The following is a 14,888-nucleotide window of genomic DNA, read 5'->3' on the forward strand; positions in this document are numbered from 1 at the left end:
GGGGGCGGGGACGAGAGGGCAGGGGCGGGGGCTACTCGCGCCGGAAGACGGCCGGCCGCTTCTCCGCGAAGGCCCGCGCCCCCTCCTTGGCGTCCGCGGTCTCGAAGACGGTCCAGCCGCGCAGCAGTTCCGAGGCCAGGCCTTCCGTCTCCGTCAGCTCGGCGGTCTCGTAGACCGATGCCTTCACGGCCTCGACGGCCAGCGGCCCGCACGCGTTGATCTGCTCCGCGATCTCCAGGGCCTTGGCCAGGGCGCTCCCCTCGGGGACGACCTGTCCGACCAGTCCGATCCGCGCCGCCTCCTGCGCCGAGTACGGCCGGCCGGTGAGCAGCATCTCCAGGGCGTGCGTGCGCGGGATCTGCCGGGGCAGCCGGACCGTCGAGCCGCCGATCGGGAACAGGCCGCGTTTGACCTCGAACAGCCCGAAGGTGGCGCCCGCGCCCGCGACCCGGATGTCGGTGCCCTGCAGGATCTCGGTCCCGCCGGCCACGCAGTACCCCTCCACCGCCGCGATCACCGGCTTGCGCGGCCGGTGGTGGCGGAGCATCGCCTTCCAGTGCAGGTCGGGGTCGGCCTTGAGCCGGTCCCGGTACCGGTCGCCCGCCATCCCCTTCCCGGCCAGGGCCTTGAGGTCCATCCCGGCGCAGAAGTCCCCGCCCGCGCCCGTGAGGACCACCGAGCGGATCGTGTCGTCCGCGTCCGCCTCCAGCCAGCCGTCGTACAGCCCCACCAGCAGCGGCAGCGAAAGCGCGTTCTTCGCCTCCGGCCGGTTCATGGTGAGCACCAGCGTGGCGCCGTGGCGGTCCACGGTCAGGTGTTCCGTCCCACCCATTGCCGTCCTCCCGTCTCAAGACCTAGAACAGGTTGCAGGAGGGCCGGGTGCAGTTCAATAGTTTTCTGACACCCAGTCAGATTTTTTGGAGCGCGCCCTTCCCACTTGGGCTGAGCGGCGCTCTAATGACCGCCGCGGGTCGGCACGGCCATGGCCCGCAACCGGAAACACCGGGGGTGAGGAGGAACGGTGGAGTACAACCTTGCCGACCTGTTCGAGTCGGTCGTCGACGTGGTCCCGGACCGCGAGGCACTCGTGTACGTGGACCACCCCGGCACCGGCGCCGAGCGCCGCCTCACGTACGCGGAGCTGGACACCGCGGCGAACCGCATCGCGCACCACCTGCTGGACAGCGGCCTGAGGGCCGGCGAGCACCTGGGGCTGCACCTCTACAACGGCATCGAGTACCTCCAGACCGTCCTGGCCTGCCTCAAGGCCCGTCTCGTACCGGTGAACGTCAACTACCGGTACGTGGAGGAGGAACTGGTCTACCTGTACAACGACGCCGACCTCGCCGCACTCGTCTTCGAGGGCGAGTTCACCGAACGGGTGGCCGCCGCCCTCCCGCAAACGACGAGACTGCGCCACCTGATCCGGGTCGGGCCCGCCCCCGAGGGCGCACCGGAGCCCTCGATCGCGCCGGTCGCGTACGAGGACGCCGAGGCGGCCGGCTCACCGGGGCGCGGCTTCCCGCCCCGCTCCCCCGACGACCTGTTCATCATCTACACGGGCGGCACGACGGGCATGCCCAAGGGCGTCATGTGGCGCGCGGAGGACCTGTTCTTCGCGGGGCTCTTCGGCGGAGAACCCTCGGGCGAGCCGGTGAAGCGGCCCGAGGAGCTCGCCGAGCGGGTCGCGTCGAAGGGCGCCGGGCTGACCTTCTTCCCCGCGCCCCCGCTGATGCACGGCACCTCGACCCTGACCTCGTTCATCGCCTTCAACTACGGCCAGCGGGTGGTCATCCACCGCAAGTACGCGCCGGAGGAGGTGCTCCGTACGATCGAGAAGGAGAGGGTGTCGAGCGTGTCGCTGGTGGGCGACGCGATGCTCCGCCCGCTCATCGACGCCCTGAAGGGCCCGCTCCGGGGAACCGACCTGTCCTCGCTGTTCAGCGTCTCCTCGTCCGGGGCGATCATGTCGGAAACGGTGCGGGCGGAGTTCCAGCGGCTCGTGCCGAACGTGGTGCTGCTGAACAACTTCGGCTCCTCCGAGTCCGGTTCGAACGGCAGGGCGGCCGAGGACTCCGGCCCCGAGAAGGGGTTCCGGCTCGTGGTCAACGACCGCACCCAGGTGGTGGACCCGGTGACGCACGAGCCGGTTCCCGTGGGCGTGCCGGGGCGGCTCGCGCAGCGCGGCCACGTCCCGCTCGGCTACTACAACGACGCGGCGAAGACCGCCGAGACCTTCTTCCGCAGGGGCTCCGAGCGGTGGGTGCTCCTCGGGGACATGGCGACCGTGGACGAGGAGGGCATCGTCACCGTCCTCGGGCGGGGCTCGCAGTGCATCAACACGGGCGGCGAGAAGGTCTACCCGGAGGAGGTCGAGCAGGCGCTGAAGTCCCATCCGGACGTCTACGACGCCTTGGTCGCCGGGGTGCCCGACCCGAAGTGGGGCAGCCACGTGGCCGCGGTGGTGCAGGTGCGGGCGGGCGCGCCCGAGCCGACCCTGGACGAGATCCAGCGGCACTGCCGGACGCGGCTGGCGGGGTACAAGATCCCGCGCCAGCTGGTCGTGACGCCGGCCATCCAGCGCTCGCCGAGCGGCAAGGCGGACTACCGCTGGGCGAAGTCGGTGGCGACGGAGGCGGACGCGGCGCAGTGACGCGGCGCGGCACGGCACACTGACGGGGCGCGGCGCGACGCACTGACGGGGCGCGGCGCGACGCACTGACGGGGCGCGGCGCGGTCGCGGCGGCCGGGCGGGCGGCCCGGAGCCGGGTCCGCCGGTCAGGACCCGGTGGCCAGGAAGCGCTCCACGCGCGCCGCGAACCACCGCGGGTCGTCCAGCCACGGGAAGTGCGCGCCGCCCGGCTGGACGTCGGCGGTGCCCCGCGGGAAGAGCCCGGCGAGTTCGGCGGTGAGGGCGGCGGTGGGGTAGCTGTCCAGCTCTCCGGCCAGCACCAGCACCTCGCCGGTGAGGCGGCGCAGCGCGGCCCGGGTGGCGGGCGGGTCGAAGGCGCCGGGACCGGCGTAGGCGACGCCCGCCGCCGCGTTCTTCTCGCGGCCGCTCGCGTCGATGTGGGCGCGCACCCCCTCGTCCCAGCGTCCGTACGCGAGGGGCATCGCCCGGGTCCAGTCCGCCGGGGCAGGGGTGCCGCCGGCCGCCAGGACGTCGAGGATCCGCTCGTACGCGGCGATGGCCGTGTCGTACGGCTCGCCGCCGGCGCGTCCGCGGACCACCTCCAGGCGCTGCTCGGGGGTCGAGTCGAGGCCCACGGCCCAGCAGGTCGGGGTGACCAGGGCCAGGCGGCGCAGCCGGGCCGGGTGCGCCGCCGCGTAGAGCAGGGCGAGGTTGCCGGCGGCGGAGTGGGCCAGTACGTCCATGTGCTCCAGGCCGAGGTGGAGGCGCAGGGCCTCGACATCGGCGACCTGGCGGTCGACGCGGTACGTGGACTCGTCGGCCGGAACCTGCGAGTCGCCCGTACCCCGCAGGTCGAGGAGGACCAGCCGGCGTCCGGCGGTCAGCCCCCCGAGGTCGCCCAGGTAGGCGGAGGCTCGCATGGCGCCGCCCGGGAGGCAGACGAGCGGCTCGCCCTCACCCTTGACGTGGTAGGCGAGCTCGGTTCCGTCGTGAGAGGTGAAGATCGGCATGGGGGTCATCCCATCATGCGATCACTCGTTCGAGTCATTGATTTAGCCACCGGGCTGCGGCAATCTACCGAATGATCGGTCGGTTGATTCGCATACGACTTCGGTTCACGGCTCAGGATGAGGTGACGGCATGACGGCGCACGCGGATGTCCACGATGACGGCGAGCGGCTGAGCGGCGACGAGTTGGCCGCGCTCCAGCTGCAGCGGCTTCGCGCCACCCTGCACCACGCCTATGAGCGCGTGCCGCACTACCGGCAGGCCTTCGACAAGGCCGGGGTGCACCCCGACGACTGCCGCTCCCTGGCCGATCTCGCCCTCTTCCCCTTCACCGCCAAGGCCGACCTGCGCGACCAGTACCCCTTCGGCATGTTCGCCGTGCCGCGCTCCGAGGTGCGCCGCATCCACGCCTCCAGCGGCACCACGGGCCGCCCGACCGTCGTCGGGTACACCGACCGGGACCTCTCCACCTGGGCGGACGTGGTGGCCCGCTCCATCCGGGCGGCGGGCGGCAGACCGGGCCAGATGGTGCACGTCGCGTACGGGTACGGCCTGTTCACCGGCGGCCTCGGCGCGCACTACGGCGCGGAGCGGCTCGGCTGTACGGTCGTGCCCGCGTCCGGCGGGATGACCGACCGCCAGGTCCGGCTGATCCAGGACTTCCGGCCGGAGATCATCATGGTCACGCCCTCGTACATGCTCACGCTGCTGGACGAGATGGAGCGCCAGGGCATCGACCCGCGCACCACCTCGCTGCGGACGGGGATATTCGGCGCGGAGCCGTGGACCGAGGAGATGCGCCGGGAGATCGAGCAGCGGCTCGACGTCGACGCGGTGGACATCTACGGCCTGTCCGAGGTGATGGGCCCGGGCGTGGCGCAGGAGTGCGTCGAGACCAAGGACGGGCTGCACATCTGGGAGGACCACTTCTACCCGGAGGTGGTGGACCCGTTCACCGGCGAGGTGCTGCCGGAGGGAGCGTCCGGGGAGCTGGTGTTCACCTCGCTCACCAAGGAGGCCATGCCGATCGTCCGGTACCGGACCCGGGACCTGACCCGGCTGCTGCCGGGTACGGCCCGGCCGGCGTTCCGGCGGATGGAGAAGGTGACCGGCCGCAGCGACGACATGATCATCCTGCGCGGGGTCAACCTCTACCCGACGCAGATCGAGGAGATCCTGCTCCGCACGCCCGCCCTGGCCCCGCACTTCCAGCTGCGGCTGACCCGGGAGGGCCGGATGGACGCGCTGACGGTCCGGGTGGAGGCGCGCCGGGAGGCGGATGCGGGCCGGCGGAAGGCCGCGGCCGCCGCCGTGGTCCGCGCGGTCAAGGACGGCATCGGGGTCTCGGTGGCCGTCGAGGTGGTCGACCCGGAGACCCTGGAGCGGTCGGTGGGCAAGATCAAGCGAGTGACGGACCTCAGGGAGGCGCGGTAGCGGAGCCACCCGGCGAAGCCACCCCTTCGGGCCTACTTCGGGGGAGCCTGCGAGAACCCGCGGGTCCGTCCGGGTAATCCATGAGGCGTGACCTCGTTCTTCCGCCGGCTCCACGAGCGGCTCCACGCCTCTTCGGCCGGGCTGGCGTGGAGCCGGGGGCGGGAGATGGAGCTCATGCACCGGGCCATGGGCTTCGCCGCACTCGGCTTCCTGACCCTGGTGCCGCTGCTGGTGGTCGTCGCGGCCGCCGCCCCCGGCAGCGGCTCCGGTTTCGGGCGCTGGCTCGGCCAGGCCCTCGGCGTCACCGAGTCCTCGCGGGCCCGGGTCGAGATGCTGTTCGGCGCGGCCGACCTGGCGCTGGAGCGGACCACCGCGTTCGGACTCGCGGCCCTCGCCGTCTTCGGCCTGACCTTCGGCTCGGCCGTGCAGACCGGGTACGAGAAGGTCTGGGACCTGCCCACCGCCCGCTGGCACACCATGTGGCGGCACGTCGTCTGGCTGGCCCTGCTGGTCTGCTACCTCGCGCTGCTCGTCGGGATCCCCGCCCCCTCGAACGACGCCGTCGGCACCGTCCTCGGCACCACCGGCGATCTGCTCGGCACCATGCTCTTCTTCTGGGGCTCCCAGCGGCTGCTGCTGGGCGGCCGGGTCCGCTGGCGGGCCCTGCTGCCGGGGGCGGTGGCCACCAGCCTGGGCCTGCTCGGCCTGCGGCTCTTCTCCCAGCTGGTGTTCTCCCCGCTGATCGCGTCCAACGCCGTCACCTACGGCCCCTTCGGCACGCTGCTGGTCGTCCAGTCCTGGCTGGTCGGCGTGGGCTTCGTGGTCTACGGCGGCGCCCTGGTCGGACGCCTGGTCCACGAGCACCTCACCCTCCGCCGCCTCCGGGCCGGCGGCGGCCCGGGCGAATGACCCGCGGGCCCGGGGGCGTCCTGCCGATCAGGCCGGCTGTTCCTCCTGCCCGAAGCGGTCCCGCAGTTCGCGCTTGAGGATCTTGCCGCTGGCGTTGCGCGGGAGGGCGTCCACGAACAGCACCCGCTTCGGCGCCTTGAAGTGGGCCAGCCTCTCCCGGGCGTACGCCAGCAGCTCCGCCTCCGTGACCTCCCCGCGCGGCACCACGATCGCCGTGACCGCCTCGATCCACCGCTCGTCGGGCAGACCCACCACCGCGGCCTCGGCCACTCCCGGGTGGGTGTACAGCGCGTCTTCGACCTGCCGGGAGGCCACCAGCACGCCGCCCGAGTTGATGACGTCCTTCACCCGGTCGACGACGGTGAAGTACCCCTGCTCGTCCCGCACCGCCAGGTCCCCGGAGCGGAACCAGCCGTCCCGGAAGGCCTTCTCCGTCGCCTCCGGGTCGTTCCAGTAGCCGAGGCACAGCTGGGGCGAGCGGTACACCACCTCGCCCGCCGTGCCGTCCGGCACGTCCGCGCCGTCCTCGTCGACGACCTTCGCCTCGACGTGGCGCACGGGCCGCCCGCAGGACTCCATCCGCCCCTCGTGCTCCTCCGGGCCCAGCACGGTGGCCAGCGGTCCGATCTCGCTCTGGCCGAAGCAGTTGTAGAACCCGAGGCCTGGCAGCCGCCCCCGCAGCCGCTCCAGCACGGGCACCGGCATGATCGAGGCCCCGTAGTACGCCTTGCGCAGCGCACCCAGTTCGCGGCGCCCGAATTCCGGGTGGTTCGCGAGCCCGATCCACACCGTGGGCGGCGCGAACAGGCTGTCCGCCCGGCCCGCCTCCACCAGGTCGAAGACCTCCTCGGCGGCCGGGGCGTCCAGGATCGTGTTCCGCGCGCCCACCGCCAGGTACGGCAGCAGGAAGACGTGCATCTGCGCCGAGTGGTAGAGCGGCAGCGAGTGCACCGGCCGGTCCGCTTCGGCCAGGTCCAGCGCCTCGATCGCGCTCTCGTACTCGTGCACCAACGCCTGGTGCGTCATCATCGCGCCCTTGGGCAGGGCGGTGGTACCCGAGGTGTAGAGCAGCTGCGCCAAGGCGCGGGGATCGCGGTCGGCTGCGAAGGGCAGCGGATCGGCCAGCTCCGCCAGGAACGAGCCGGGCGCGTCGCGCAGCGGCCGTACGGCATGGCCCTCGGGGATCCGCGCGGCCAGGTCCGGGTCGGCGAGGACCAGCGCGCTCGTGCAGTCGTCCAGGATGTGCGCGAGGTCCTCGCCGGTCAGGTTCTGGTTGACCGGGACGTGGGTGAGCCCGGCGCGGGCGCAGGCGAGGAAGGCCAGCAGATAGGCGTCCGAGTTGTGGGCGAAGGTCGCGACCCGGTCGCCGTCGGCCAGCCCGTACCGCTCCCGCAGGACGGCGGCCCCGGTGGAGACGGCGGCGTCGAGTTCCGCGTACGTCCACGTCCGTTCGCGGTAGGTGACGGCCTGCCGGTCCGGGACGCGCAGCGCGCTGTCGCGCACCAGCCCGTCGACCGTGTTCCGCCGTACCGCCCGCGCCGCTGTCATGGCGCGATCCTCGTCGCCGGGCACAGCCGCGGTCAATGACCCGGGCCGGCGGGATACCGAACGGCATGCACCGGCTGGTGCCGGGGGGATGGCGGCTCCGGTGCGGCCCCGGACGGCGGTGACACCGGCGGGATCGCGCCCGTCCCCGCCCGCGGGCAGGTGCGCTCCATCGCTACTGCCGACGGTCGATGAATGAGCGTCAATTGCCGTGTCTCCCGGCACAGTTCCCTACGGGGTTGTTTCGAATTCCCGTGCCATTTGTGTCGGCGTGTATCGGGATCTTGTCCTTCCCGTGAAGAGGTGGGCGGCGAATCCGACATGAGCGAACCAACCATCACTTACGCCGCGTGACATGTCCACGGCCGCCTGAGAGTCTCCCTGCTCATCAAGGCATTCCTCCTTGCAGAGGTGGACGGCGATCCCGTCCAACTCCCCACGACCCTCTGGAGAATCCGCATGTTCTCGATCACCACCGCCGGCAGCAGGGCGCGCCGCCTCGCCCTCGTGTCCGGCGCGGCCGTCCTCACCGGCACCCTCCTCGCCGCCGGCACCACCGCCGCTTCGGCGGGTGCCGTCCCGGCGGCCGCCGAAGCCGGCGCCGCTGCGGCCACCGCGGCCTCGCTCGGCCTCGGCGGCGAGGAGCAGTTGATCGTCAAGGACGTCATCAAGGACGCCGACGGCACGGTCCACACCCGCTACGAGCGCACGTACGCCGGCCTTCCCGTCCTCGGAGGCGACCTCGTCGTCCACCGCAACGCCGGCGGTGCCGTCACGTCGGTCACCAAGGCCACCGAGGCCGACATCAAGGTCGCCTCGGTGACCCCGAAGCTGGCCCCGGCCGCCGCCCATTCCGCCGCGGTCCAGGCCGCCGAAGCCGCGAACACCACCGGCGCCTCCGCCGGCGACTCCCCGCGCAAGGTCATCTGGGCCGCCGACGGCAAGCCCGTCCTCGCCTACGAGACCGTCGTCACGGGCGTCCAGCGCGACGGTGTCACCCCGAGCCGACTGCGCGTCATCACCGACGCCGACACCGGCCGGAAACTGCACGAGGCCCAGCTCATCCTCGACATAGCCGGCGGCATCACCGCGAAGAGCGGAGCCGCGGCCGCCAAGCCCAGCGCCGCCGCGCCCGCCGCGGTCGGTACCGGCGCCAGCCAGTACAGCGGCAGCGTCTCCCTCAACACCACCAAGACGTCGTCGGGTTTCTCCCTCGTCGACAGCGTGCGCGGCGGCTCCAGCACCGTCGACCTCAAGCACAAGACGAGCGGCAACGGCACGGTCTTCACCGACGCGGACAACAAGTGGGGGAACGGCCTGCCCGGCAACAACCAGACGGCCGCCGTGGACGCCGCCTACGGCGCCGCCCAGACCTGGGACTTCTACAAGAACGTCCTGCACCGCAACGGCATCAAGAACGACGGGCGGGCTCCGGTCTCCCGGGTCCACTACGGCAGCGCCTACCAGAACGCTTTCTGGGACGACCAGTCCTTCACCATCACCTACGGCGACGGCGCCGGCAACCAGCACGCCCTGACCCAGCTCGACGTGGCCGGCCACGAGTTCAGCCACGGCGTGACCTCGGCCACCGCGGACCTGCAGTACTCCGGTGAGTCCGGCGGCCTGAACGAGGCCACCTCGGACATCTTCGGCACCGCGGTGGAGTGGAACGCGAACAACGCCCAGGACAAGGGCGACTACCTGCTCGGCGAGAAGATCGACATCTTCGGCAACGGCAAGCCGCTGCGCTACCAGGACAAGCCGAGCAAGGACGGCCGGGGCTCGGCCGACTACTGGAGCGCCGGCGTGGGCAACCTCGACGTGCACTACTCCTCCGGCGTCGCCAACCACTTCTTCTACCTGCTGTCCGAGGGCAGCGGCGCGAAGGACATCAACGGCGTGCACTACGACAGCCCGACCGTGGACGGCTCGACGGTCACCGGTATCGGCCGGGACAAGGCGGTCCAGATCTGGTACAAGGCGCTGACCGCGTACTTCACGTCCACCACCGACTACCACGGTGCCCGCGAGGCCACCCTGAAGGCAGCGGCCGACCTGTACGGCGCGAACAGCGCCGAGGCCAAGGCCGTGGCCGCCGCCTGGGCCGGGGTGAACGTCAAGCCCTGACCCCCGCAGCACGCACGGGGCGCCGCACCGAGGTCGAACCGGTGCGGCGCCGCCGTGCCCCGCCGGCGCCGTGCCCCACGGCGCCGGGCCCGCACCCGCACCCGCACCCGCACCCGCACCCGCACCCGCACCCGCACCCGAGGAGCAGTCCCCCATGCCCAGCCGCCGTACCTTCCTGGCCGCTTCGACCGCCACCCTCGGTCTGACCGCCGGCGCCGCCACCGCCGCCGGGTCGGCACAGGCGGTGTCCGCGGTGACGGTCCCGGACACGGCGGACGGCTCCGGCGCCCGGCTGCCGAACTTCGTCGTCGTCCTCGCCGACGACCTCGGCTACGGCGAACTCGGCGCGTACGGGCAGAAACTGATCACCACCCCCCGCCTGGACCGGCTCGCCACCGAGGGGCTCCGCTTCACCGACGCCTACTCCACCGCGGCCGTCTGCGCACCCTCCCGCTGCTCCCTGCTGACCGGACTGCACACCGGCCACGCCACGGTCCGCGCCAACCCTTCCTCCGGCGGTCAGGGCTCGCTCACCGCCACCGACACCACCTTCGCGCAGGTGCTGCGGGCGCGCGGCTACCGGACCGCCGTGGTCGGCAAGTGGGGCTTCGGACCGGAGGCGGCCGGCCAGGACAGCCATCCGGCCGCCCGCGGCTTCGAGGAGTTCCACGGCTACATCGACCACACCCACGCCCACGAGTACTACCCCGAGTACCTCTGGCACAACGCGGTCAAGGAGCCCATCCCCGCCAACGCCGGCGGCGCCAAGGCCGTGTACGCCCCCGACCTCCTCGCACAGCGCGCCCTGGAGTTCATCGACGCCCACGCCGCCGAGCCGTTCCTCCTCCTGCTCACCCCGAACGTCCCGCACGCGCCCAGCGACATCCCCGACACGACGGCCTACGCCGACCGGAGCTGGACGGCCGCGAACAAGGGGCACGCGGCCCAGGTGTCCTACTTCGACTCACTGGTCGGCAAGGTGGTCGACCGGCTGCGCTCCCTCGGCCTGGAGCAGGACACCGTCGTCCTCGTCACCAGCGACAACGGCCCGCACGAGGAGGGCGGGGTGAACCCCGACCTGTTCGACGCCAACGGTCCGCTGCGCGGCTACAAGCGCAACCTCTACGAAGGCGGCGTACGCGTCCCTCTCATCGCCTGGGGTCCCGGCCGGGTCCGGCAGGGCACCAGCGACCGCCCCACCCCCCTGACCGACGTCCTGCCCACCCTCGCCGAGCTCGGCGGTGCCCCCGCCCCCACCGACGTGGACGGGCTCTCCGCCGCTCCCCTGCTCGCCGGCAGCCCCGACTCGGCGCGCCACGGACACCTGTACTGGTTCCGCGACGAGCTGGGGGTCACCAGCCGGGCCGATGCCCAGGACAACAAGCGCGCGACCTGGCTCGCCGAGGCGGTGCGCCGAGAGAATTGGAAGGCCGTGCGCTTCGCCCCCGAGCGCGACCACAACCTTCCCGACGACAAGTGGCAGGTGGAGCTGTACGACCTGGCGGCCGATCCCGGCGAGACCCGCAACGTCCTCGACAAGAACCCCTCCAAGGCCGCGGAACTGGTGGCGCTGATGCGCTCCTCTTGGCGGGACACCTTCGCGCGCACCCCTTTCGGGGCCCGCCTGACCCTGCCCCGCCTGGCCGTCCCCGGCCAGGCGTTCACCGTGACCGCCACCCTGGACAACGGTTCCGCGCGGCCCTGGACCACCGCGTCGCTCGGCCTGCGCGCCCCGGCCGGATGGACCGTGGTCTCCACCTCCCCGACCACGGCGCAGGAGCTCGCCGTCGGCGCCCGGCTCACCGCCTCCTGGCAGGTCACCCCGCCCGCGGACGCTGCCCCCGCCACCCCTTGGAAGCTCACGGCCGAGGGTAGCGCCCTCACTGCGGCCGGCCCGGTCCGCTACGCGGCGGCGGGCACCGTCCCGACCCCGCCCCCCGCCCCCACGCGCGACTCCTACCTTTCCGACCTCACCTGGATCAGTGCCGCCAACGGCTGGGGACCGGTGGAACGCGACGCCTCCAACGGCAAGAACGCCGCCGGTGACGGTCCGCTGATCTCCTTCGGCGGTACGACGTATCCCAAGGGTCTGGGCGTCCACGCTCCCAGTGACATCGCCTACCACCTCGGCGGTGCCGCCGTGCGCTTCACTTCCCTCGTCGGCATCGACGACTTCTCCGCCAGGCAGAGCACCCTCGGCGCCACCCGCGCCAAGGTCTACGGCGACGACCGCCTGATCCTCACCACCCCCACTCTCACGGCGGCCACCGGCCCGGTCCCGGTCGACGTGGACGTACGGGGCGTCCGCGTGCTGCGTCTGGTGGTCGAGGACGCCAACAACCGCACGTCCTTCGACCACACCTCCTGGGCCCTGGCCCGGGTCACCGTGTCCTGACCCGGTCACCGTGTCCTGACCTCCAGCGCCCGGACGACGGACCGAGCTACGGGAGGTCGGCGGCCACACGGAACCCGATGTTGCCGGTCGAGCTGTCGGGCGTGTTCGAGCTGCGGGCCGCGACGCGGTAGCGGTTGCAGTAGGAGTCGTGGCAGAGGTACGAGCCTCCGCGCATGGCGCGGGACGTCTCCTCGCCGGGCGTGAACCAGTCCGCACACCACTCCCAGACGTTGCCGACCGTGTTGTACAGGCCGAAGCTGTTGGGCCGGAAGGATTTCACCGGGGCGGTGGAGACGTAGCCGTCGGCACCGGTGTTGAGTGCGGGGAACTCGCCCTGCCAGATGTTGCACATGTGACGGCCGTCGGGCGTGAGCTCGTCGCCCCAGGGGTATCGGCGCTGCTCCAGGCCGCCGCGTGCCGCGTACTCCCACTCGGCCTCGGTGGGCAGGCGGGTGCCGGACCAGGCGCAGTACGCCTGGGCGTCGTTCCAGGACACATGGACGACGGGGTGGTTCTGCCGGTCGGTGACGTGCGAACCGGGTCCTTCGGGGTGGCGCCAGCAGGCGCCCTCCACCGCCCGCCACCACGGGACGGCCGCCACGGGCGCGGAGACCGCGGCGACCTCGTCGGCGAGGAAGGCACCGAAGGTGAACGAGAAGCCGAAGCGCTCGGCCTCCGTCGTATGGCCGGTGGCCTTGGCGAAGGTGGCGAACTGGGCATTGGTCACGGCCGCGGCCGCGATCCGGAAGGGCTCCACGGCCACCTCGCGAACCGGCCCCTCGGCGTCCGCCGGAAAGCCCTCCGGGTCGTCGGTGCCCATGAGGAACGCGCCACCGGGCAGGGTGATCAGCTGCCGGGCCACCCGGGAGGCCGCGGCCGCAGGGGCCGCCGGGGGCGGTGGCGCGAGGGTGAGCATCGGGGCATGGTCGTGGCCGGGGGTGCAGCAGTCCAACATGGCGGCTCCGTCGGGACGGTGGGCGGCCGGGCGCCCGTACCTCGCGGTGCGGGCGCCCGGCCGGCGGTTCTGTGGGGGTGGGTCAGGCCACGCGGTCGGCGGCGAGCCGGGCGGCCAGGGCGGGGATGCCGAGGGCCTGCTCGTCGGCCGGAGTCGCCTGGTGGAGCTTGTTGGCCAGCTGGTGCGGGTCGTGCACCAGGTCGTAGTACTCGCGGAACTTGACCTGGCCGGTGCCGGACACCGTGCCGTTCGCGTCGGTCGTCAGGTCGTAGTACTCCGTATATTGCTCGTCCTTGGCGACGTACGAGGACCAGGTCGGCACACCGCCGGTGGCCGTGCCCTGCTTCCACCACTCCACCAGCAGGTGGTCGCGGCTGTAGGCGGAGAGCAGGGACCGGCCGTCCTGCGCCGCGGACGGGGTGATGCCGGCCGCGTCGAGGATGGTCGGCGCGATGTCGATGTTCGCGACGATGCGGTGGTCCACGCTCCCCGCCCCACGCCCGCCGGCCGGCCAGGAGAGGTAGAACGGCACCTCGTGAGCCGGCCGGTAGGGCACCGACTTGGCGGTCCAGCCGTGGTCGCCCCAGCTGAAGCCGTTGTCGCCGATGTAGATGACGAGGGTGTTGTCCAGCTGGCCCAAGGCCTGGAGCTTGTCCTTGAATGCCTGCACCGCGTCGTCGACGGAGAGCAGCGTGCGCAGCTGCTCTGCGCGGATGGTCTGGCCGTCGGCGAGGGTGCCGGTGGCGTTCTTGATGTAGGCCGGCTTGTCGCTGCGGTCGTTCTCGGGGACCGAGGGCCGGCCGTTCCAGTCCGGGACGGGGGTGTCCGCGTACTTCGCCTCGGGGGTCCGCGGGCCGTGGGAGGCGTAGGGGGTGACGTACGCGAACCAGGGCCGGGTGTCGGTCGCGGCCTTCTGGAGGAAGTTCAGCGTGCGGTTCTTGATGATGGTGGTGGTGTAGCCGTTGATCGTCTGGACGGTGCCGTTGACGTTCCACTGGGCGTCGACGTATCCGGGCCGCAGGAGAGCGAATTCCTCGAAGTGCGGCGGGTTGTCGGCCAGGGCCCATGAGTTGAGGTACTTGCCGAACAGGCCGGTGCGGTAGCCCGCGTCCCCCAGGTACTTCTGCACGGTGGTGCTCTGGTCGAGCGCGTACGGGGACTGGTTGTTGCGCACGCCGTGGTTGTGGGCGTGCCGGCCGGAGAACACACTCGACCGCGAGGGGGCGCACAAGGGGGTGGCGACGTGGCCGTTCGTGAACTTCACGCCCTGGTCGGCGAGCCAGGCGAGGGTCTTGGGCAGGGCCCATTCGGTCTGCTTCGGCTGGTCGTCGGTGACGATCAGCAGGATGTTCGGGCGGCCCGCGGCAGCGGCGGGGGTGGCTGCTGCGGCCTGCGCGAGGACGGGTACGGCGGTGGCTGCTGCCACGGCTGCGGCGCCGCCGAGGAAGCCGCGGCGGCTCACGGGGTGGCGTCTGTTCTCGGTGTTCTCGCTCGTTTCGCTGTTCTCGCTCATGATGTCCATTCCTCCTGGGCGCGTCGGCGCACGAGGGCATGGCAGACGAGCCGCTTCGAGTCGCCTGCTGTGGTGTGAAAGGGGGAGGAGACGGGAGCCAGGCGGGGCGCCAGGTGGGGATCCCGTGCGGGAGAAAGGCGCGTTCAGCGCGCCGGGGCGACCGTACACAGGGCGCTCGCCATACGCCCTTGGTCGACGTGGCGGCGCGCGCTGAGGATTCCTGCTGCCATGGCGACGAGCGTAGGTGAGGCGGAACCGCCGTTCCATGTACGGCAGATGAAAATGCAGGCGCCCCGATGTCCCGCTGCGACCGCGGCCCCGTCCACCGCCGGTGTGCGCGCAAGCCGCCCCCGGGGCGTCCTCACCTCGC

The 14,888-nt window shown here is 72.2% G+C and carries 10 protein-coding genes; 5 read left to right on the plus strand and 5 right to left on the minus strand.

All coding sequences use genetic code 11. The features are described from left to right. Nucleotides 1-31 precede the first annotated feature (31 nt). Entirely contained in the window at nt 32-832 is an 801-nt protein-coding gene (locus ACS04_RS29045; protein ID WP_048479787.1) for a crotonase/enoyl-CoA hydratase family protein, read from the minus strand. A gap of 189 nt (nt 833-1,021) precedes the next feature. Here ACS04_RS29045 and ACS04_RS29050 point away from each other — a divergent pair, with 189 nt between their 5' ends. Further along, nucleotides 1,022-2,653 carry an acyl-CoA synthetase gene (locus ACS04_RS29050; protein ID WP_048479788.1) on the plus strand — a complete coding sequence of 544 codons (1,632 nt, stop codon included), beginning with the start codon at nt 1,022-1,024 and terminating at the stop codon, nt 2,651-2,653. 125 nt (nt 2,654-2,778) lie between these two features. Here ACS04_RS29050 and ACS04_RS29055 read toward each other — a convergent pair whose 3' ends face one another. Beyond that, nucleotides 2,779-3,651, minus strand: coding sequence for an alpha/beta fold hydrolase (locus ACS04_RS29055; protein WP_342449574.1), 873 nt, complete (start codon nt 3,649-3,651; stop codon nt 2,779-2,781). 121 nt (nt 3,652-3,772) lie between these two features. Here ACS04_RS29055 and paaK point away from each other — a divergent pair, with 121 nt between their 5' ends. Both paaK and ACS04_RS29065 read left to right on the plus strand, forming a co-directional pair. Continuing rightward, nucleotides 3,773-5,074 carry a phenylacetate--CoA ligase PaaK gene (paaK, locus tag ACS04_RS29060; RefSeq protein WP_048479790.1) on the plus strand — a complete coding sequence of 434 codons (1,302 nt, stop codon included), beginning with the start codon at nt 3,773-3,775 and terminating at the stop codon, nt 5,072-5,074. Nucleotides 5,075-5,161: 87 nt separating this feature from the next. Next, nucleotides 5,162-5,983, plus strand: a complete 822-nt coding sequence (locus tag ACS04_RS29065; protein WP_048479791.1) for a YhjD/YihY/BrkB family envelope integrity protein — start codon at nt 5,162-5,164, stop codon at nt 5,981-5,983. A 27-nt stretch (nt 5,984-6,010) separates the two neighbouring features. Here the strand turns inward: ACS04_RS29065 and ACS04_RS29070 are convergent, their stop codons facing one another. Further along, the gene (locus ACS04_RS29070; protein ID WP_048479792.1) at nt 6,011-7,531 is read right to left on the minus strand and encodes a fatty acyl-CoA synthetase; all 1,521 of its coding nucleotides are present in this window, start codon (nt 7,529-7,531) and stop codon (nt 6,011-6,013) included. Between the two features lie 456 nt (nt 7,532-7,987). Between ACS04_RS29070 and ACS04_RS29075 the strand changes: the two genes are divergently transcribed. Both ACS04_RS29075 and ACS04_RS29080 read left to right on the plus strand, forming a co-directional pair. Beyond that, complete coding sequence (locus ACS04_RS29075; protein WP_048479793.1) at nt 7,988-9,655, plus strand: M4 family metallopeptidase; 1,668 nt, start codon at nt 7,988-7,990, stop codon at nt 9,653-9,655. 154 nt (nt 9,656-9,809) lie between these two features. Next, on the plus strand, nt 9,810-12,050 hold the full coding sequence (locus tag ACS04_RS29080; protein WP_048479794.1) for a sulfatase-like hydrolase/transferase: 2,241 nt from the start codon (nt 9,810-9,812) through the stop codon (nt 12,048-12,050). Between the two features lie 46 nt (nt 12,051-12,096). Here the strand turns inward: ACS04_RS29080 and ACS04_RS29085 are convergent, their stop codons facing one another. Beyond that, nucleotides 12,097-13,005: a formylglycine-generating enzyme family protein gene (locus ACS04_RS29085; RefSeq protein ID WP_078865479.1), complete on the minus strand. Its 909-nt coding sequence runs from the start codon at nt 13,003-13,005 to the stop codon at nt 12,097-12,099. Nucleotides 13,006-13,087: 82 nt separating this feature from the next. Beyond that, nucleotides 13,088-14,518: a sulfatase family protein gene (locus ACS04_RS29090; protein WP_048479839.1), complete on the minus strand. Its 1,431-nt coding sequence runs from the start codon at nt 14,516-14,518 to the stop codon at nt 13,088-13,090. Between the last annotated feature and the right edge of the window lie 370 nt (nt 14,519-14,888).

It is taken from the genome of Streptomyces roseus, assembly GCF_001044425.1.
In the GTDB taxonomy this organism is placed as follows: Bacteria; Actinomycetota; Actinomycetes; order Streptomycetales; family Streptomycetaceae; genus Streptomyces; species Streptomyces roseus.